Source organism: Halomicrococcus pelagicus (genome assembly GCF_050954125.1).
In genome coordinates, this window is sequence record NZ_JBPBWC010000001.1 from 78385 (window position 1) to 94552 (window position 16168).

General features: G+C 69.0%; 16 protein-coding genes. 11 read left to right on the forward strand and 5 right to left on the reverse strand.

Translation table 11 applies throughout. From position 1 onward, the window contains the following. Positions 1-14: 14 nt before the first annotated feature. Both ACRYA2_RS00470 and ACRYA2_RS00475 read right to left on the reverse strand, forming a co-directional pair. Complete coding sequence (locus ACRYA2_RS00470) at positions 15-1628, reverse strand: ArnT family glycosyltransferase (RefSeq protein WP_433623169.1); 1614 nt, start codon at positions 1626-1628, stop codon at positions 15-17. A 1028-nt stretch (positions 1629-2656) separates the two neighbouring features. Then, positions 2657-3715 carry a KaiC domain-containing protein gene (locus tag ACRYA2_RS00475; RefSeq protein WP_433623171.1) on the reverse strand — a complete coding sequence of 353 codons (1059 nt, stop codon included), beginning with the start codon at positions 3713-3715 and terminating at the stop codon, positions 2657-2659. Positions 3716-4096: 381 nt separating this feature from the next. Between ACRYA2_RS00475 and ACRYA2_RS00480 the strand changes: the two genes are divergently transcribed. The 9 genes from ACRYA2_RS00480 (at position 4097) to ACRYA2_RS00520 (ending at position 11256) form a co-directional block, all read left to right on the forward strand. Beyond that, on the forward strand, positions 4097-5338 hold the full coding sequence (locus tag ACRYA2_RS00480) for an NAD(P)/FAD-dependent oxidoreductase (RefSeq protein ID WP_433623173.1): 1242 nt from the start codon (positions 4097-4099) through the stop codon (positions 5336-5338). Between the two features lie 121 nt (positions 5339-5459). Continuing rightward, positions 5460-5669 (forward strand): DUF7979 domain-containing protein, encoded by a 210-nt coding sequence (locus tag ACRYA2_RS00485; protein WP_433623175.1) that lies wholly within the window; start codon positions 5460-5462, stop codon positions 5667-5669. A 92-nt stretch (positions 5670-5761) separates the two neighbouring features. Beyond that, positions 5762-6016 (forward strand): DUF7979 domain-containing protein, encoded by a 255-nt coding sequence (locus ACRYA2_RS00490; RefSeq protein ID WP_433623177.1) that lies wholly within the window; start codon positions 5762-5764, stop codon positions 6014-6016. Between the two features lie 102 nt (positions 6017-6118). Next, a complete protein-coding gene (locus tag ACRYA2_RS00495) occupies positions 6119-6532 on the forward strand; it encodes a DUF7124 domain-containing protein (protein WP_433623179.1) in 414 nt (137 codons plus the stop codon). A gap of 56 nt (positions 6533-6588) precedes the next feature. Continuing rightward, positions 6589-7053, forward strand: coding sequence for a DUF7109 family protein (locus tag ACRYA2_RS00500; RefSeq protein WP_433623181.1), 465 nt, complete (start codon positions 6589-6591; stop codon positions 7051-7053). A gap of 38 nt (positions 7054-7091) precedes the next feature. After that, the gene (locus tag ACRYA2_RS00505; RefSeq protein ID WP_433623183.1) at positions 7092-7691 is read left to right on the forward strand and encodes an NUDIX hydrolase; all 600 of its coding nucleotides are present in this window, start codon (positions 7092-7094) and stop codon (positions 7689-7691) included. Positions 7692-7805: 114 nt separating this feature from the next. After that, positions 7806-8744, forward strand: a complete 939-nt coding sequence (locus ACRYA2_RS00510) for a 1,4-dihydroxy-2-naphthoate polyprenyltransferase (RefSeq protein ID WP_433623185.1) — start codon at positions 7806-7808, stop codon at positions 8742-8744. After that, entirely contained in the window at positions 8741-9778 is a 1038-nt protein-coding gene (gene menC, locus ACRYA2_RS00515; RefSeq protein ID WP_433623187.1) for an o-succinylbenzoate synthase, read from the forward strand. The genes ACRYA2_RS00510 and menC overlap by 4 nt, the downstream gene beginning before the upstream one ends. Beyond that, positions 9775-11256 carry a class I adenylate-forming enzyme family protein gene (locus ACRYA2_RS00520; RefSeq protein WP_433623189.1) on the forward strand — a complete coding sequence of 494 codons (1482 nt, stop codon included), beginning with the start codon at positions 9775-9777 and terminating at the stop codon, positions 11254-11256. The genes menC and ACRYA2_RS00520 overlap by 4 nt, the downstream gene beginning before the upstream one ends. 2 nt (positions 11257-11258) lie before the next feature. Here the strand turns inward: ACRYA2_RS00520 and ACRYA2_RS00525 are convergent, their stop codons facing one another. Beyond that, positions 11259-11876: a CHRD domain-containing protein gene (locus tag ACRYA2_RS00525; protein ID WP_433623191.1), complete on the reverse strand. Its 618-nt coding sequence runs from the start codon at positions 11874-11876 to the stop codon at positions 11259-11261. Between the two features lie 168 nt (positions 11877-12044). Beyond that, entirely contained in the window at positions 12045-13169 is a 1125-nt protein-coding gene (locus ACRYA2_RS00530) for a GNAT family N-acetyltransferase (protein WP_433623193.1), read from the reverse strand. 364 nt (positions 13170-13533) lie between these two features. Here ACRYA2_RS00530 and ACRYA2_RS00535 point away from each other — a divergent pair, with 364 nt between their 5' ends. Next, on the forward strand, positions 13534-15357 hold the full coding sequence (locus tag ACRYA2_RS00535) for a flippase-like domain-containing protein (protein ID WP_433623195.1): 1824 nt from the start codon (positions 13534-13536) through the stop codon (positions 15355-15357). On the opposite strand, the gene yjjX is transcribed toward ACRYA2_RS00535, so the two are convergent. Then, positions 15354-15866: an inosine/xanthosine triphosphatase gene (yjjX, locus tag ACRYA2_RS00540; protein ID WP_433623197.1), complete on the reverse strand. Its 513-nt coding sequence runs from the start codon at positions 15864-15866 to the stop codon at positions 15354-15356. The genes ACRYA2_RS00535 and yjjX overlap by 4 nt on opposite strands. Positions 15867-15952: 86 nt before the next feature. On the opposite strand from yjjX, the gene ACRYA2_RS00545 reads away from it, so the two are divergent. After that, positions 15953-16123, forward strand: coding sequence for a hypothetical protein (locus tag ACRYA2_RS00545; protein WP_433623199.1), 171 nt, complete (start codon positions 15953-15955; stop codon positions 16121-16123). Positions 16124-16168: the final 45 nt, after the last annotated feature.

Genomic DNA, 16168 nt, shown 5'->3' on the forward strand with positions numbered 1-16168 from the left:
TCCGGTCGGGGCCATCACCGCACCCGGAATATCATCACGCCCCGGTTCTCGTAGACGAGCCGGTAGTCGTCCGAGCGGACGAGCGAGCGGCGCATCCGCGGGCGTTGCTGCGTCTCGATGCCCCGAACGGTGTAGGTGCCCTTCGGGACGTACACGTAGTCCGGCCGAACGTCGGCTCGACGCAGCTGTTTCGAGAGACACGTCTCGGCGTGGCAGTGCGAGAGACGCCGGTACGTCTGCAGGTGGTGTCGATACGCCGCGGGCGAGTTCCACTCGACGCCCCACGGTCCCACGAGGATCGTCCGGTCGGAGAGATACGGGAACCACTCGGCAGCGTCGCCGGCGACGACGAAGTCGGCGTCCGCCGGCAGCTCTTCGTCGACCCACTCCATCGCCGTGGCGTCCTCCTCGTCGACGAACGACGGCTGTGACGTGCCGCCGTGCAGCGGCGTGCCGACCGCGTAAAAACCGCCCATCGCGACCAACAGCACCACCAGTCCGGCGGTCACGCCCCGCAACAACCACCGGGTGGCGTACTGGTACGTCTCGTCGGCTCCGAGGTGGCGAGGCGCGGTCATCAACGCGCCGATGGCCATCGTTCCTGGGACGAACGCGAACCTGCGTTCGTGGAGAAGCACTATCGAGACCAGGAACCAGGCCGGGATGAAGAACCGCCGCCGAGCGATCAGGTAGCCGCCGCCGAGGAGGGTCAGGAGGTACCAGAGCGACATGGTGCGGCCGGCGGCGATCGGCCGCCCCAGTTCGGAGAGGACGCGGAAGGGCGAGCGAGTTTGAACGAGTCCGCCGTGGGTGCCCGCCGCCCCCGCGAATATCTCCAGGCCGTGCGTCGAGACCGTGTACGCTATCCACGGCGATGCGATCACGAGGCCACCGGTAGCCACTGCGGCCCCCGCGACCAACCCGGTCGACGAACGGTCGTAGAACAGCCACACGAGCACGTAGCTCGCCCCGAAGAAGACGGTGTACGTCGGATGCGTCAGGAGCGTGAGTCCGAAGAGAATTGCCGCTGGCGCGAGCCAGCGACGGTGGTTGCCTCGGAACAGCCGTATCCCGCAGTAGAGTCCGGTCAGCGTGAACAGGAACGCCGGCGAGCGCACGATACCGCCCGCCGAGATATGCCACTGCAACACGACCGGCGTCGCCGCAAAGATGCTGGCCGTCACGCCGGCCCGGGGTGTTGACCCGAGTATCTCGCGGGCCAGGTAGTAGAACGGAATCACGGCGACGGTCGAGACGACGCCGGGAAGGAAGCGAGTGAGCGTCATCGGGTCGACGCCCACATCGAGCAGTACTGCGGTGACGTAGAATCCTACCGGCGGATAGACGAACGGGACGCCCTCCGCGGTGTAGCCGGAGATTCGCATCGGAGGCCGATAACCGTGAGCGAGAATCTCCTCGGCGATGGAGAGGTACAAACCGGCCCCGTACGCGGGGTACGGATGGGACCGGTAGTACAGACCGACGACGACGGCCGCGACGACCAGCGCGATTCCGAGCCAGACCCGGTCTCTCGTGAGGGCGGCGGCGATAGACGAGGCGGCCTGCTCCAGGCGGGACTGTTCGCGCTCGTCCGTGGGCCGGTCGGTGAAACTACTGTCCCCCGCCATTATGGTTCGTGGATGGAATCGTAACCTACGTGCCAGTAACGGGAGCGGCCGCGCAGGGACGGCACGCATCGCCAGTCGTTTTCTCTCACCGTCGCCGAGACGCCCGTGCTACTCGCCGATACGGACTGCCGCGAGTTCGAAGAGCACGTACGGAGTGCGGACGTCGATTTCGCTACGTTCCGTGATTGGTTCAGTAACGGAGGAAGGCACTGGTACGGAGCCGATTCCGGGAGCGTATATCTGCGACGGGGGTCGGTCGATCTCCAGAGGGAGAGAGGAGGTGCGTGCGCAGTCATGCAGTACCGTGACCGCTGGGACGTTCTTGGTCAATAAGATTCACGCGATTGTACAAACCAGTAGGGTATCATTTAGTGCAGAAATCGACGGAGTTGAGCACGTTACCGTGCGCAGACGATTTCTCAAAGCAGTCGTTGAGAATACACGAGGCTTGGTAACGGTTCGGTAACTCCTCTCGCCATCCTCGACGAAGCAGTCGAAGGGTAGCCCGCGACGGCGAGCCCGTTCCGCCGGAAGAAACGGGCCGGTCGAGAGGGTACGCTCGGCGACGCCGGCGATCGAGAGGACGTACGCAGCAGAACGCTCGGGGCCACGACTACCGGGACTTCGGTGCGGCTATCGGACGAACGTGCGGTTCTGGGACTCCGCGTTCCCCCCCAAGCGCAGGAGGGACGTAACGGTATCGCGTGGAGATAGGGTACTCCTCCAGTGGCGTTCGTACGGGTCGGACGACGAGCACTCGAACGCCTCGTCGAGGGGTTCGCCGCGGGCGAATCGGTCGTACGACTCGAAGGCGTCCAGTTCCCGCGACGGAGTCTTCTCGAACGAACCGGTCAGTTTCGATCCGGTCCTGGAACGGCGTAACTACTGATTTCCCCGTTAGGAAACCCCTGTCGATGAGTTTGAACCAGGAACGCGGTGGTCCACGGGTGTCCGATTCCGAGGTGGAAACCGTGTTGTCGACTCCGGTGCCGGAATCGACGGAGACGAGCGGCCGCGGGAACGGTGGTTCAGAAGAGATTCGCCTGCTGGTAGACGCTGATGCCCTCGTTCGTGGTGTCGTAGGGTTTTATCTCGCGGGAGTGGTTGGCGTCTCGAATCTTCTGTATCTCGATGGCGAGTCGCGTCTCGCGGAAGTCGTCGCTGCCGCGGACGTACCGGAGGACGAACACGGCGTCGGTGAGGTACTCGATGATGCCGTGCCGGGAGGCGTAGGCGCTGTCCTCGCTGGTGAGCATCGTCGTCACGCCGGCCTGCTTGAGACTCTTCGTGAAGTCGTATATCTCGTTGCGCCGGGTCGCCCGGTCCTCGTACATCATCTCCAGCAGCGAGACGGAGTCGAGGACGAGTCGGGTCGCGCCGAACTCCCGGACGAGGCCGGGGAGTTCGCTCCGGATGCTGGTCAGGGAGTTCGCCATGTCGATGGGGTCCAGGTCGAGGACGGCGAGGCGGTCCTCGGCGACGTACTCGTCGAACGGCCACCCCTTCTCGGTCGCGCTGTTGACGATGCGCTCGTGGCTCTCCTCCAGGGTTATGTAGACGGCCTTCTCGCCCCGCGAGAGCGCCTCTTCGAGGAACTGGAGGCCGAAGGTGGTCTTCCCGGTCCCGGCGTCGCCGATGGCGACCATCAGCGTTCGCTCGGGGATGCCGCCCTGTATCATCCCGTCGAGACCCTCGATGCCGACGTCGACGCGCGGGATTGACGACTCGAACTCCTCGTCGTCGAACTCGCCACCGATCTCGCCGAAACCATCGCCGGTACCGAACCCGCCCTCGAACTCGCCGCCGAAGTCCTCGCCGCCGCCGAAGTCCTCGCCGCCGCCGAAGTCCTCGCCGCCGCCGAAGTTCTCGCCGCCGCCGGTACCGGGAGCGTTGCTGAACGCGGTGCCGAAATCGTCGTCGAACAGCGAGTCGCCGCCTTCGTCGGCCCGCTCTTCGTCGTTCGCGTCGTTCTCGTCGGCCCCGTCGTCCACCTCTCGCTCCTCGCGGTCGTCGCCTTCGACGCTCCGGTCGGCGTCCTCGCCGTCCGTCTCGTCGAGCGCCGACTCGAACCAGTCGTCGTCGCTCATCGAATCGCCTCCGCGTCGGCGACCGCTGCCGGCCGGCCCGGAACAACTCTCATCGTTCTGTCACTGGAACCCCGTACAGATTAATGTTACTTGCGTCCCGCCCGGCGACCGCCGCCCGCTCGACCCTGTGGGGCGTTCGAGGCAGTTCGCCGAATCCGGGTGGACGGATGTCAGTCGGGAGACAGCGGAGGGTCCCGTCGGACAGATCGGCGGCAGGCCGCCGTCGGCAATCGCGACGGTGACGGCGCGAGACGAACGCGCAGTGGTCCTCGACGGCCCAGACGCCGCAGGCGTGTGCGTCGGCCGTTCTCTCCCCGGGTCGAACCGGTAGCTATCCGTAGATAGCAACCCACTTTAACCCCGAAGGAGAAATTCGTTCACATGACCGAGTCGTACGTGATAATCGGCGATGGCATCGCGGGGAGTTCCGCAGCCGAGACCATCCGCGAGGAGGAGCCGGATGCCGACGTCACAGTCATCACCGACGAGGGGGAAGCCCTCTACAATCGCATCCTGATCAAGGAGTTCGCGAAGGGGAAGCTCCCGGAAGCTCCGATTTCCATCCACGACGAGGAGTGGTACGACGAACGCGACATCGACCTCGACCTGAACACGTTCGTCACCGACGTCGACGCGGACGCACACGAGATTCACACCCACGAGAGCGGCACCTACGAGTACGACAAGCTGCTCGTCGCGACGGGCGGGACGCCGACCCAGCTCCCGGTGGACAACAGCGACGCTGACGGGGTCCATCACTTCTGGACGTTCCAGGACGCCCGGCGCATCGCCGAGAACGCCGAGGACGCCGAGACCGGCGTCGTCGTGGGGGCGGGCCTGCTGGGAATCGACCTCGCGGCCGTCTGTGCCGCACAGGAGGTCGACGCCAAGTACATCATGCGCGGTAATCGCTGGTGGCGCTATGGACTCAGCCTCGACGGGGCGGAGATCATCCACGACGCCCTCGAAGAGAAGGGCGTCGAGACGGTCTTCGAGAGCGGCGTCGACCGCTTCGAGACGGACGACGACGGCCACGTCGTCTCGACCGTGGACGCCAACGGCGAGACCTACGACAGCGAGTTCGTCGGCGTCGCCATCGGCCTGAACTTCAACACGGAGTTCCTCCAGGGTGCGGACCTGAAGATGGACAACGGCATCGTCGTTGACCAGTACTTGCAGACGAGCACCGAGGACATCTACGCGGCGGGCGACATCACGCGCTACTACGACGTCATCCTCGACGAGTACGCCCAGAACGGTTCGTGGGGGAGCGCCAAAGAGCAGGGCGTCGTCGCCGCCCAGAACATGGTCGCCGACGACGAGACGAAGGAGTTCCGCTGGGTGTCGTCGTACTCTATCACGCACTTCGACTTCCCGTTCCTCAGCTTCGGTTTCCCGACGTTAGGCGACGACGAGTGCGAGCGCAAGTACAGCGACACGGAGTGGCGTCGGCTCGCGTTCAAGGACGGCAAACTCGTCGGCGGCGTCCTCATCGGCGACATCGCTCCCCAGGGTAACTACAAGGACCTCATCCGGCGGGAAGCCGAGGTTTCGGACCAGAAGGACGTCCTTCTGGAGAAGGAGTTCGACCCCGACAAACTCGCTCTCCCCCAGGAACAGTAGTCGACCCTTCTCGGTGGTCCGTTCTCGGTCGGCGGACCGGTCCCGCAACTCTGTCACGAAAGCAAATTCTAAGTTCTTCCATGCTACACGATACCAAAGACCAGTACGGTCTGTGGTGTCCTTGCAACCGAAAATAACGCTCGAACCTGCTCAGACGATTCCGGACGGCGCGACTGTCCGAGACTACGACGAACTAGGGTGGTGTGCGCAACGACAGTTCGCCACAGTCGTCGACGGCGGTGAACGCCACGTCGACGACGAGACAGCGCTCCAGTTCACCGACGGCGAGTTCGTCAACTACACCGACTACTATCGTGTAGTCGTTACCTGACGGCGCTTCGTCTTCTGACGGTCTTCCTCCTGCCCTCGCACAGTTTTACCACAAGGTTTAAGATGTATAATGGTCTTTGGTAACATACATCAATGGCCACGAACACCACGAGTAGCGAGGCACCGACCGCGGCCGGAAAACGCCGGGCCGTCGCGGTCAGCCGAATCGACACGGTGCCGCCGGACGCCCGCGTGCGTCACTTCGACGAACTCGACGAGCGCACCCAGCAGGTGCTCGCCGACCTCGACGGCGAGGAGGCGCTCGTTCCCGTCGCCGAGTCGGTTGCCGACGAGATCGGCGACGGCGTCGTCGTGTTCACGGAGTACTACCGCGTCGACGTTCGATAGCCCCCCGCCCGATCAGCCGCCGTCCCGGCCGACGCCATCCGGCCCCCTTCGCTCGTCACCCAGACCGAAGCCGTTTTCTCCGACAGGAAAGGAGATACCAGTATGAACGGCAGCGGCGAGATGACGCTGGCCTTCGAACTGGAGGCGCTGAAAGCGCTGGCGAATCCCGGCGAAGTCTTCGACGACGCCCGGCGCTGGAGTCGCTACGTCGGCGTTATCTCGGACAAGCCGACCTACGTCGTGACGAACTTCACGCGGAAGAACCGCATCCGCCAGGACTTCTTCTCCGGACCGAAAGGCCGCGCCGAGAGTCTGGCGAGCGTCAGAGAGCAGTTCGACACCGACCGGCACGTCTTCGTCGGAACCGCCGACGAAGACCGCGACCTCGCCGACGAGGAGGACTGGGAGTACCTCCCCGTCGAGCAGGCCGCCGAGGCCGCCGAGTGGACCCTCGCCGCGGAGGTCGAGGACGACGACCGCGCGGTCGAAGAGGACCAGCGCGACGACTGGCCGTAGCCGTCGCGTTCGCTGGAACGCAAACACTGATGTCGGTCGCCCGACCCGTTCCGGTAGTGAGCCGAACCAAGGACGAACTCGCGGGGATCGTGGACCTGTTCGGGGCGCTGACGCGGGCGGAACTCGCCCGGGCGCTCGCCGAACTCGCGTTCAAGCAGGGCAAGGAGGTCGACGAGTCGGCGTTCGAGTCGGTCATCGCGGACGCGGTCGACGACTACTACCTCGTCGAGGGGAACTACGACGGCGAGTCGGTGCTCGCGTCCGGTCCGGTGGCGTTCCCGGCCGTTCCGGAGAACGGCGAGGACCTGCCGCACATCATGGACGTCCCCGACCGCGGCGTCGACCGGACGGCGCTCGCCGAGTGCACGCGAACCCGACTGCGCGAAGAGGCCGAGACGGTCGCCGAGACGGGCGACGAGGAGCGCGCCGGCTACCTGCTGGACGTGAGCTACGACCTCGAAGCCTGGGGGCCGGTCGAGACCGACGAGGTGCGCGAGCGACTGGACCCGGTCCTCGACTGAAGCGGGCGAGTTAAGAACGCGCGAGGCAACTGCCGTGTATGGACCTGGGTCGCGTGACCGACAGCGTTCCGCGGCCGGTCACGGACGAGGACCGCGACGCGGCGGTGCTCGTTCCGGTGGTCGTCCGCGAGGGCGAACTCGGTCTCCTCTTCACGAAGCGGGCCGACCATCTGGGCGAACACCCCGGCCAGATGAGCTTCCCCGGAGGCGGCAGGGAGCCGGGGGACGCCACCCTCTGGGAGACGGCGCTCCGCGAGGCCCGCGAGGAGATCGGTCTCCGCCCGGAGGAGGTCGAGGGCGTCGGCCGACTGGACGACATCCGGACCGTCACGAACTACGCCGTCACGCCGTTCGTCGCCAAGATTCCCGACAGACGGTACGACCCCGACGAGCGCGAGGTCGCCGAGATAGCCGTCCTCCCCGTCTCCGCGTTCCTCGACGCCGCCAACTACGAGACCGAGCACCGCGACCACCCGAACTACGGCGAGATAGTCATCCACTTCTTCCACGTCGACGGCTACACCGTCTGGGGCGCGACGGGCCGCATCGTCGTGCAGTTGCTGGAGCTGACGACCGACTGGCGCGCCCCCGAGCGCATCGACCGCTTCGTCGACACCGACCCCGACCTCGACGACTGACTGCGTCCGGGGTCGCTCCTCCCGGTTCGCGCCGCTAGCGTTCGCGTCTCGCGCGTTCCGTCGCGGCTTCCGAAATCGCAGACGCTATGACGCTCTCGGCGAAAGGTCACGGTAATGACCGAAACGGCGACAGAGGTCTCCCGGCGCGAGGCGTGGCTGATGGCGGCCCGGCCGCACACGCTCCCCGCGGCCGCGGCCCCCGTCGTCGTCGGCGCCGGCCTGGCGGTCCACGAGGGGGTGTTCGCGCCCCTGCCGGCGCTGGCCGCGTTCCTCGGGGCGGCGCTCATCCAGATCGGAACGAACTTCGCCAACGACTACTACGACGCGGTGAAGGGCGTCGACACCGACGAACGCGAGGGGTTCACCCGCGTCACCCAGTCCGGCCTCATCCCCGCGAACGAGGTCAGGCGGGCGATGTACGCGACGTTCGCCGCCGCCGTCGTCGTCGGCGTCTACCTCGTCGCCGTCGGTGGCCTCCCCATCCTCGTCGTTGGCCTCGCCAGCGTGGCGTCGGGCGTCGCGTACGCCGGCGGTCCCTACCCCCTCGGCTCGCACGGCCTCGGCGACCTCTTCGTGTTCGTCTTCTTCGGCGTCGTCGCGGTGATGGGCACCTTCTACGTGCAGGCCGCCTCGTTCGTCGCCGGCGTCCCAATCGGGATTCCCGACGGCACCGTCACCTGGACAGCGTTCCTCGCGTCGCTCCCCGTCGCGGCCGTCTCGACGAACATCCTCGTCGTCAACAACGTCCGGGACATCGAGACGGACCGCGAGGCGGGCAAGAAGACGCTCGCGGTCCTCATCGGCCGGCAGGCCAGCCGCGCCGAGTTCGTGGCCCTGCTCGCGCTGTCGTACCTCGTTCCGGTCTTCCTCTGGACGACCGACGCGTTCGGCCCGGCCGTCCTCCTGCCGCTCGTCACGCTCCCCTACGCCGCGCTCGTCTCGCGGACGGTGCTGACCGAGGCGTCCGGCGACGCGCTCAACCCGGCGCTGGAGCGGACCGGCAAACTGCTGGCGACCCACTCCGCCCTGTTCGCGCTCGGGATGGTAGCATGAACGTCGAGACCCGCGAGTTCTCGCTTCCGCTCGAATCGCCGCTGGCCACCGCCCGCGGCTCCGTCGAGCGCCGGGACGGGTTCCTCCTGCGCGTCGAGGACGACGGCGACGTGGGTCTCGGCGAGGCGACGCCGCTGCCGGGCTGGACCGAGACGCTGGCGGAGTGTCGGGACGCGCTCGACGAACTCGACGGCGAGGAGGCGCTCGACGAACTCGAACTCGACGACCGCCCGGCCGCCCGTCACGGCGTCGCGCTCGCGCTCGCGGACCTGCGAGCAAGCCGCGAGGGACGCCCGCTCTACCGGTGGCTCGCCGGTTCCGACGCGCCCGAACGCGTCGAATCGGTGCCCGTCAACGCCACGGTCGGGGACGCCCCGCAGGGCGAGACGGTCACGGCCGCGACGGACGCGGCGGACGCGGGGTTCGAGGCGCTGAAGGTGAAGGTCGGCGCGCGCCCAGTCGCCGAGGACTGCGACCGCCTGCGGGCGGTCCAGGACGCGGTCGGCCCTGACGTGGAACTGCGCGCCGACGCCAACGGCGCGTGGTCGCGCGAGCAGGCCCGGCGAGCGTTCGAGGAACTCGACGCCGTCGGCGTCGCCTACGTCGAGCAACCGCTCCCGGCCGGGGACCTCGCCGGCCTCGCGGACCTCCGGGACGACTTCGCCGTCGGCGTCGCGGCCGACGAGTCGCTGGCCGGTCGCGCGGCGAGCGAGGTGCTCGACGCGGGTGCCGCGGACGCACTGGTCTGCAAGCCGATGGCGCTCGGCGGGCCGGACCGCGCCGTCGAGGTCGCCCGGCGGGCCCGCGAGCGCGGCGTCGCGGCTATCGTCACGACCACCGTGGACGCCGTCGTCGCGCGGACCGCGGCCATCCACGTCGCGGCCGCGCTCCCCGACCCACCGGCCTGCGGGCTGGCGACCGGGGCGCTGCTTGCGCGCGACCTGGGGCCGGACCGCGCCCGAGTCGTCGACGGCGCGATAGGCGTCCCGCAGGCCGCCGGCGTCGGCGTCGCCGACACGTGGGGGGCGCGATGAACGACTGGCTGGCCGACCGGGCGGCGGTCTCGCCGGACGCGACTGCGCTCGTGGAGGCGGCGGACGGGACGGAGTGGACCTACGCCGACCTCGACGCGGCGGTCGAGGAGACCGCCGCGCAACTCGCCGCGCTCGGTCTCCGCCCCGGCGACCACCTCGGCGCGCTGATGGAGACGCGGCCGGCCGCGGTTCGCCTGGTTCACGCCGCGATGCGACTCGGCTGCGTGCTCGTCCCGCTCAACGTCCGGCTCGCCCGACCGGAGCTCCGGAGACAGGTCGGTGTCGCGGACCTCGCGGCGCTCGTCTCGGAGGCGGCGACGGACGCCGACGCGCGGGCGGTCGCCGGCGAGGTACCGGTCGTCTCGGTGGACGGCGACGCGGCGAGCCCCGTGCTCGGAGCGCGCGAACCGGCGGCGTTCGAGCCGGCGACGTGGGAGCGGTCGGACCGACAGGTGATTCTCTTCACGTCGGGCACGACCGGCGACCCGAAGGCGGTGGCGCTCACGACGGGGAACCTGCTGGCGAGCGCCACCGCCTCGGCCGTTCGCCTCGGCGTGCTCCCGGACGACCGCTGGCACTGCTGCCTCTCGACGTACCACATGGGCGGGCTCGCGCCGGTCCTGCGCTCGACGCTGTACGGCACCGCTGTCGTCCTCCAGGAGGGGTTCGACCCCGACGCGACCCTGGCGGCGCTGCGGGAGTGCGACGCGACCGGCGTCTCGCTCGTCCCGACGATGCTCCGGCGACTGCTCGACCGGGGCGACCTCCCCGACTCGCTCCGGTTCGTCCTCCTCGGCGGTGCGCCGGCCCGCAACGACCTCATCGCGGAGTGTGCGCGCCGGGACGTCCCGGTCTGCCCGACGTACGGCATGACCGAGACGGCCTCCCAGGTGGCCACCGCGCGCCCCGGCGAGGCGTTCGACCACGTCGGAACGGTCGGACGACCGCTGCTGTGGACCGACGTGACGGTCGTCGACGGGGACGGCGACCCCCTGCCGACCGGCGAGGCCGGCGAACTCGTCGTCTCGGGGCCGACGGTGATGGCGGGCTACTACGGGAACCCCGACGCGACCGCAGCGGCGTTCGGCGAGCACGGCCTCCGCACCGGCGACGTCGGCTACCGCGACGAGGCGGGCCGGGTCTGGGTGCTGAACCGTCGCTCGGACCGCATCGTCACCGGCGGCGAGAACGTCGACCCCGGCGAGGTGGTCGACGTGCTGCGCGACCACCCGCGCGTCCGGGAGGCCGCCGTGGTCGGCGTCGCGGACGAGGAGTGGGGCGAGCGCGTCGCGGCGCTCGTCGTCCCCCGCGGAGACGGCGGCGACCTCTCGCTCGCCGACCTCCGCGAGCACTGCGAGGGCCGGCTCGCGGGCTACAAACACCCGCGGCTGCTGGCGACCGTCGGCGAACTCCCCCGGACCGCCTCCGGGACGGTCGACCGCGAGGCGGTTCGCGAGCGCCTGCGCCGGGAGCGCTGAGCTCAGGACTGCTCGTTGACCTGCAACTGGACCGACCGCTGGAGCCCGAACCCGTCGTCGGCAGTGACCTCCACGCGATTGCGGAACTGGACGGTCGACTGCTCGACGCCGGCGAGCTGGCCGCGTATCTCGCCCGCCGGGTTCCCCTCGGTGTGGACCTGGACGAACGCGTTGCCGTCCTCGATGGCGGCGACGAGCTCCGACAGCGGAGCGCCCTCCAGCGGCCCGACGAGGTCGCCCGACCGGAACTGGCCCGTGACGAGCACGCCGTCCAACCGCCCGGGAATCCGCTGTGGCTCGCGCGCCATCGGCCCGGGGTAGAGCCAGGTGACGACCGGCCCTTCGTCGCCCTCGCCGCCCCGGTGGATGTGTGCCTGCGTCACGTTCTCGATGCCGGTGACTATCAGGACGTACTGCATCCGGCCGTCGCTGCCGTCGCCATCCCGGACGAACAGCGCCGCACCCTCCGCCTCGGTCCGGACCTGGTTCGCCACCGCGCCGCCGCTCATCCGTCCCGCACTGTACGCCGCCCGGCCGTCTTGGGCCTGCACGCTCGCGGCCGTGGCCAGTCCGCCCGCCGCCGCTGCCCCCGCTCGGAGAAAGTTGCGTCTATTTGTCATTCTCTGTCCCTCGTCCGAAGTCGACGGGCGCGGGCATAAGCGTCACGGGCCGGTAGGGACGTCCCTCGGACCGGCGCCGGGTCGACACGCTCGGGACCTCCGCGCCCGTCCGAGTCGCCGGGTTCCTGCCCGACGACGGACCGTCCGGGTCGCCCGACGAGCGCGGCGTCAGCCGAGTTCGCGCTCGCAGAACGACAGCGTCCAGCCGTCGCGGTTCGAAAGCCGGACCCCGTCTCTGTTCCACGTCGCCACGTCGTCGCTCGTCAGCGGCCGGGCGACGAAGTTGTCCGGGGTCGTCACCGCCGACAGCGGTGCGCGCGTATCGGGCAGGAAGCCGTGGGCGAGCAGGACGCGGTCCGGAAGTCGGGGACCGGCGGCGGCCACGAGCGCGGCGTCGGCGCTGTCGGCGACGAGTTCGCCGAGCAGCGCCGAGAGGGCGTCCGGGCGCTCGCCGGTCGGCGGGAGCGCCTCGGAGACGTGGACGACCGGCGGGGTGGCGTCGCGCTCGCGCCCGGCGACGACGGCGGCGACGGGCCGGCCGTCGCGGCGCGCGACGTAGGTCGCGTACTCGAACCGGGGGTGAGCGAACCGCCAGCGGTAGAACCGTTCGTCGCGGGCGGCGTGGGCCGCCGCCGGAGCGTGCTCGCCGGCCAGCGAGGCGAGCGTCGCGGCCGGGACGCCGGGACGGCGCTCTATCCTCACGTCGTCGGCTCCGGGTGCGGTCGCGTCGCGGACCGCGAGGTAGGGCCGGACCGCCGGTCCCGCGAGGCGGGCCAGCCACCCGGGGCGGTCGCCGTCGCCAGTCATCGCCGCCGGGTCTTGCACGCGGTAGTAGATTGGCAGGCGGTCGACGACGCCGCCGGACAGCGAGAGCCGGGAGTCGAGGTTCCGGAGCGCGCTCACGACGCGGTCGTTCGGGAACCCGATGGACGCCGCGGGTTCGCGGTCGGCGTAGTGGTCGTAGAGGTGTTCGACCATCCGCGTGAAGAGTCCGCGTCGGCGGTGGTCCGCGTGGACCATCGCCCCCTCCTGGACGAGCGCGAGCAGCGAGTCGTCGCCGACGCGAAGGGGGAGGGGAAAGCTCGGACGCGCGCCGACCACCTCGCCGTCGTACTCGGTGACGCAGATCGGCACCTCGTCGAGGTAGGGGTTGTCGCGGAACTTCCAGTCGAACCACGCGCCCGGTTCCTTGCCGAGCACGTCGTCCCACAGCGCCAGTAGGTCCTCGCGGTCGCGGGGTTCGTACAGTCGGACGTCGTACGTCTCGTCGGTCGTCTGGACGCTCTGGGCCACGCTCACCACCCCGACGTTCGCCCCGCGTTGACCCGGTCCGCGGGCGGTTCGGTCGGCGGCGTCGGTCGTCGGTTTCGTTGGCCTGTCGGCATATCTCTACCGGCACGGCTGCCGGAACCAAAAACGCCGGCCACCGTTCGGCCGGGTAGGTCGGCCCTGACGGCCGGGGCGACCGTCGCCGTGACGCGAGTCGGTGCGACAAGCGAGGCCTGGCCGACCGGCTGCTCCGTCCTGTCGGCGGTAGCCCCCGCTTTCGCGCTGCCGACAGAGAACGTCACGCGGTCGATACGCGGGAGTATACCACACAGTGACCTCGGAGGGAGGGCAGAAGCTACTTACGGGGCGAGGGTGAGATAGGCAAGTAATGAGCGGTGGTTCCGTAGAGGTGAGTGTCGTTCTCCCCGCTTACAACGAGGAGGCGACCATCGAAAACACTGTCGAGACGACCCTCGACACGCTGGAATCGTTTCTGCCCTCCAACAGCTTCGAGGTCATCGTCGCGGAGGACGGCTGTGACGACCGGACGCCGGACATCGCCGACCGGATGGCGGCCGAAGATCCCCGCGTCCGTCACTTCCACAGCGACGAGCGACTCGGCCGCGGCGGTGCCCTGAACCGTGCGTTCGAGGCCGCGAACGGCGAGACGCTGGTCTACTTCGACACCGACCTCGCGACGGACATGAGGCACCTCGAAGAGCTCGTCGAGAGCGTTCGCTCGGGGGAGTACGACGTCGCGACCGGTTCGCGGTGGATGCCCGGCGACGAGGCCGACCGGCCCGCGAAGCGGGACTTCGCCAGTCGCGGATTCAACGGACTGACGCGACTGTTCCTCGGGTCGGGACTCCGCGACCACCAGTGCGGGTTCAAGGCGTTCGACCGCACCGCCCTGTTCGACCTGCTGGAGAACGTGGAGGACGAACACTGGTTCTGGGACACGGAGGTCCTGGTGCGCGCCCAGCGCCGCGGCTACCGGGTCAAGGAGTTCGCCGTCGACTGGACGCCGAAGGGCGATACGAAGGTCGACCTCGTTCGCGACGTGTTCGGCATGGGGGGCCAGATACTCCGGTGCTGGTGGGAGTTCGCCGTCCAGCCCCGCATCACCCGTCGCGTCTCCATGGCGTTCGGCGTCCTGCTGACGGTCATGGCCGTGTTCCTGATGGGGAAGTACCTCCCGCTGGAGCGCGTCCTGACGGAGATGAGCAACGCCAACCCAGTGCTCGTCGGAATCGCAGCTATCGTCTACGTCATCTCGTGGCCGCTGCGCGGCGCGCGATACCGCGACATCCTCGAAGAACTCGGCTACACCGAGACCACCGGCTTCCTGACGGGAGCCATCTTCATCAGCCAGACCGGCAACCTCGTGTTCCCGGCTCGCGCCGGTGACGCGGTTCGCGCCTACGTCGTCAAGGCCCGGCGCGCCATCCCCTACCCGACCGGCTTCGCGTCGCTGGCGGTCGAGCGCGTGTTCGACCTGCTGACGATAACCGTCATGGCCGGCACGGTACTGCTCGGGCTCACCGTCACGGGCCAGGCTACCGAACTCGTCCAGGCCGTCATCGGCGCGAAGGAGGGGCAGGCGGCGAAGGTCGCGGTCGGCGTCGCGGCCGGCGTCGGCGTCGCGGCCATCGCCGCGGTCGTCGCCATCGTCGTCAGCGCACGCTCCGACCGGAACCTCGTCCGGGGCGCGATGCAGTGGGTCAGTTCCGACTCCTACGCGGACCACGTGGCGAGCATCGTCGAGCGGTTCACGGCCGACGTGCAGACGGTCGCGGGCGACCGCGACGCGTTCCTCCGCGTCGGCGCGAGCAGCCTCGCCATCTGGTCGCTGGACGTGGTGACGGCGCTGCTCGTCCTCGTCGCGTTCGAGGGCGTCGCGCTCGATCCCGTGACGCTGGTCACTATCGGCTTCTTCGCGGTCAGCGTCGGGAACCTCGCGAAGGTGCTGCCGCTGTCTCCCGGCGGCGTCGGCCTCTACGAGGCGGCGTTCACCGTCTTCGTCTGGGGTCTCACGCCGCTGAGCTGGGAGATCGCGCTCGGCGCGGCCATCCTCGACCACGCCGTGAAGAACGTCGTCACGCTGGTCGGCGGCGTCGGGTCGATGTTCTCGCTCAACGTCTCGCTCACCACCGCGGTCGAGGAGGGCAGCGAGATGTCGGTCGACTCCGACCCGACGTCGCTCGACGACTAGTAGTGGTCGGTGACGAAGGGGCCGAGCGCCCCCGCCACCGCTCCCGCGAGCGCTTCTTCGCGGTCGACGATGCCGTCCGTCAGCGCGCCGGCCGCGCCCTGGTTTCGCGCCACGTTCGACTCGCCGAGCACGTCGTCCATCACCGGCCCGAGTTCCTCGCCGGCCCGGACGCGTTCGGCGACCGCGTCGGGGAGTCGCAGGCGGACGCCGCCGCCCCGTCCGACGCGGTCGCCGTCCGTGACCGCGGCCCACATGACGAGGTACAGCCCCTCGATTCCGGGGACTTCGGCGACGCCACCTTCCAGACCGACGCCGAGGTCGTACCCGGCCTCGAAGGCGCGTCGCGCGCGGTTCTCCGCACCCGCGACCGTCTCGCGCTCGCCGAACGGCTGCTCGGCGACGCCCGACTCGACGGCGACGGACTCCACCGTCGCGTCGAACCGGTCGCCGAGCGCCGCCTCGGTCGCGGCGACTTTCACTGGATTCCGACTACCGACGCCAACTCGCATGGTCGCGGTGACTCGCGGGACGAACTTGGTGATTTCCACTCCGTCCCGGAGACAGCTTTACACTCCCATCCGTCGTGTGGGTAATCATGTTCAAAGCACAGCTCACGGACGGCGAGCAGATAGAGTGCGAGGACTACGAGGTCGGCGACAACGGCATCACGCTGTTCGATGCGGACAACAGCTTCCTCGCGTTCGTCCCGTATGCACACCTGCTGTACGTCGGCCGGGTGGACGAGAACGGCAGGACCCTCTGGTAGCTTCGGCGGCGACCCCTCGGGGGGAAGCGACGCAGAGGCGACGGC

Bases quoted from the DNA above. Each gene is read 5' to 3' on its own strand.
- ACRYA2_RS00470 (WP_433623169.1), bottom strand. From the start codon at position 1,628: ATGGCGGGGGACAGTAGTTTCACCGACCGGCCCACGGACGAGCGCGAA.
- ACRYA2_RS00475 (WP_433623171.1), bottom strand. From the start codon at position 3,715: ATGAGCGACGACGACTGGTTCGAGTCGGCGCTCGACGAGACGGACGGC.
- ACRYA2_RS00480 (WP_433623173.1), top strand. From the start codon at position 4,097: ATGACCGAGTCGTACGTGATAATCGGCGATGGCATCGCGGGGAGTTCC.
- ACRYA2_RS00490 (WP_433623177.1), top strand. From the start codon at position 5,762: ATGGCCACGAACACCACGAGTAGCGAGGCACCGACCGCGGCCGGAAAA.
- ACRYA2_RS00495 (WP_433623179.1), top strand. From the start codon at position 6,119: ATGAACGGCAGCGGCGAGATGACGCTGGCCTTCGAACTGGAGGCGCTG.
- ACRYA2_RS00505 (WP_433623183.1), top strand. From the start codon at position 7,092: ATGGACCTGGGTCGCGTGACCGACAGCGTTCCGCGGCCGGTCACGGAC.
- ACRYA2_RS00510 (WP_433623185.1), top strand. From the start codon at position 7,806: ATGACCGAAACGGCGACAGAGGTCTCCCGGCGCGAGGCGTGGCTGATG.
- menC (WP_433623187.1), top strand. From the start codon at position 8,741: ATGAACGTCGAGACCCGCGAGTTCTCGCTTCCGCTCGAATCGCCGCTG.
- ACRYA2_RS00520 (WP_433623189.1), top strand. From the start codon at position 9,775: ATGAACGACTGGCTGGCCGACCGGGCGGCGGTCTCGCCGGACGCGACT.
- ACRYA2_RS00525 (WP_433623191.1), bottom strand. From the start codon at position 11,876: ATGACAAATAGACGCAACTTTCTCCGAGCGGGGGCAGCGGCGGCGGGC.
- ACRYA2_RS00535 (WP_433623195.1), top strand. From the start codon at position 13,534: ATGAGCGGTGGTTCCGTAGAGGTGAGTGTCGTTCTCCCCGCTTACAAC.
- yjjX (WP_433623197.1), bottom strand. From the start codon at position 15,866: ATGCGAGTTGGCGTCGGTAGTCGGAATCCAGTGAAAGTCGCCGCGACC.
- ACRYA2_RS00545 (WP_433623199.1), top strand. From the start codon at position 15,953: ATGTTCAAAGCACAGCTCACGGACGGCGAGCAGATAGAGTGCGAGGAC.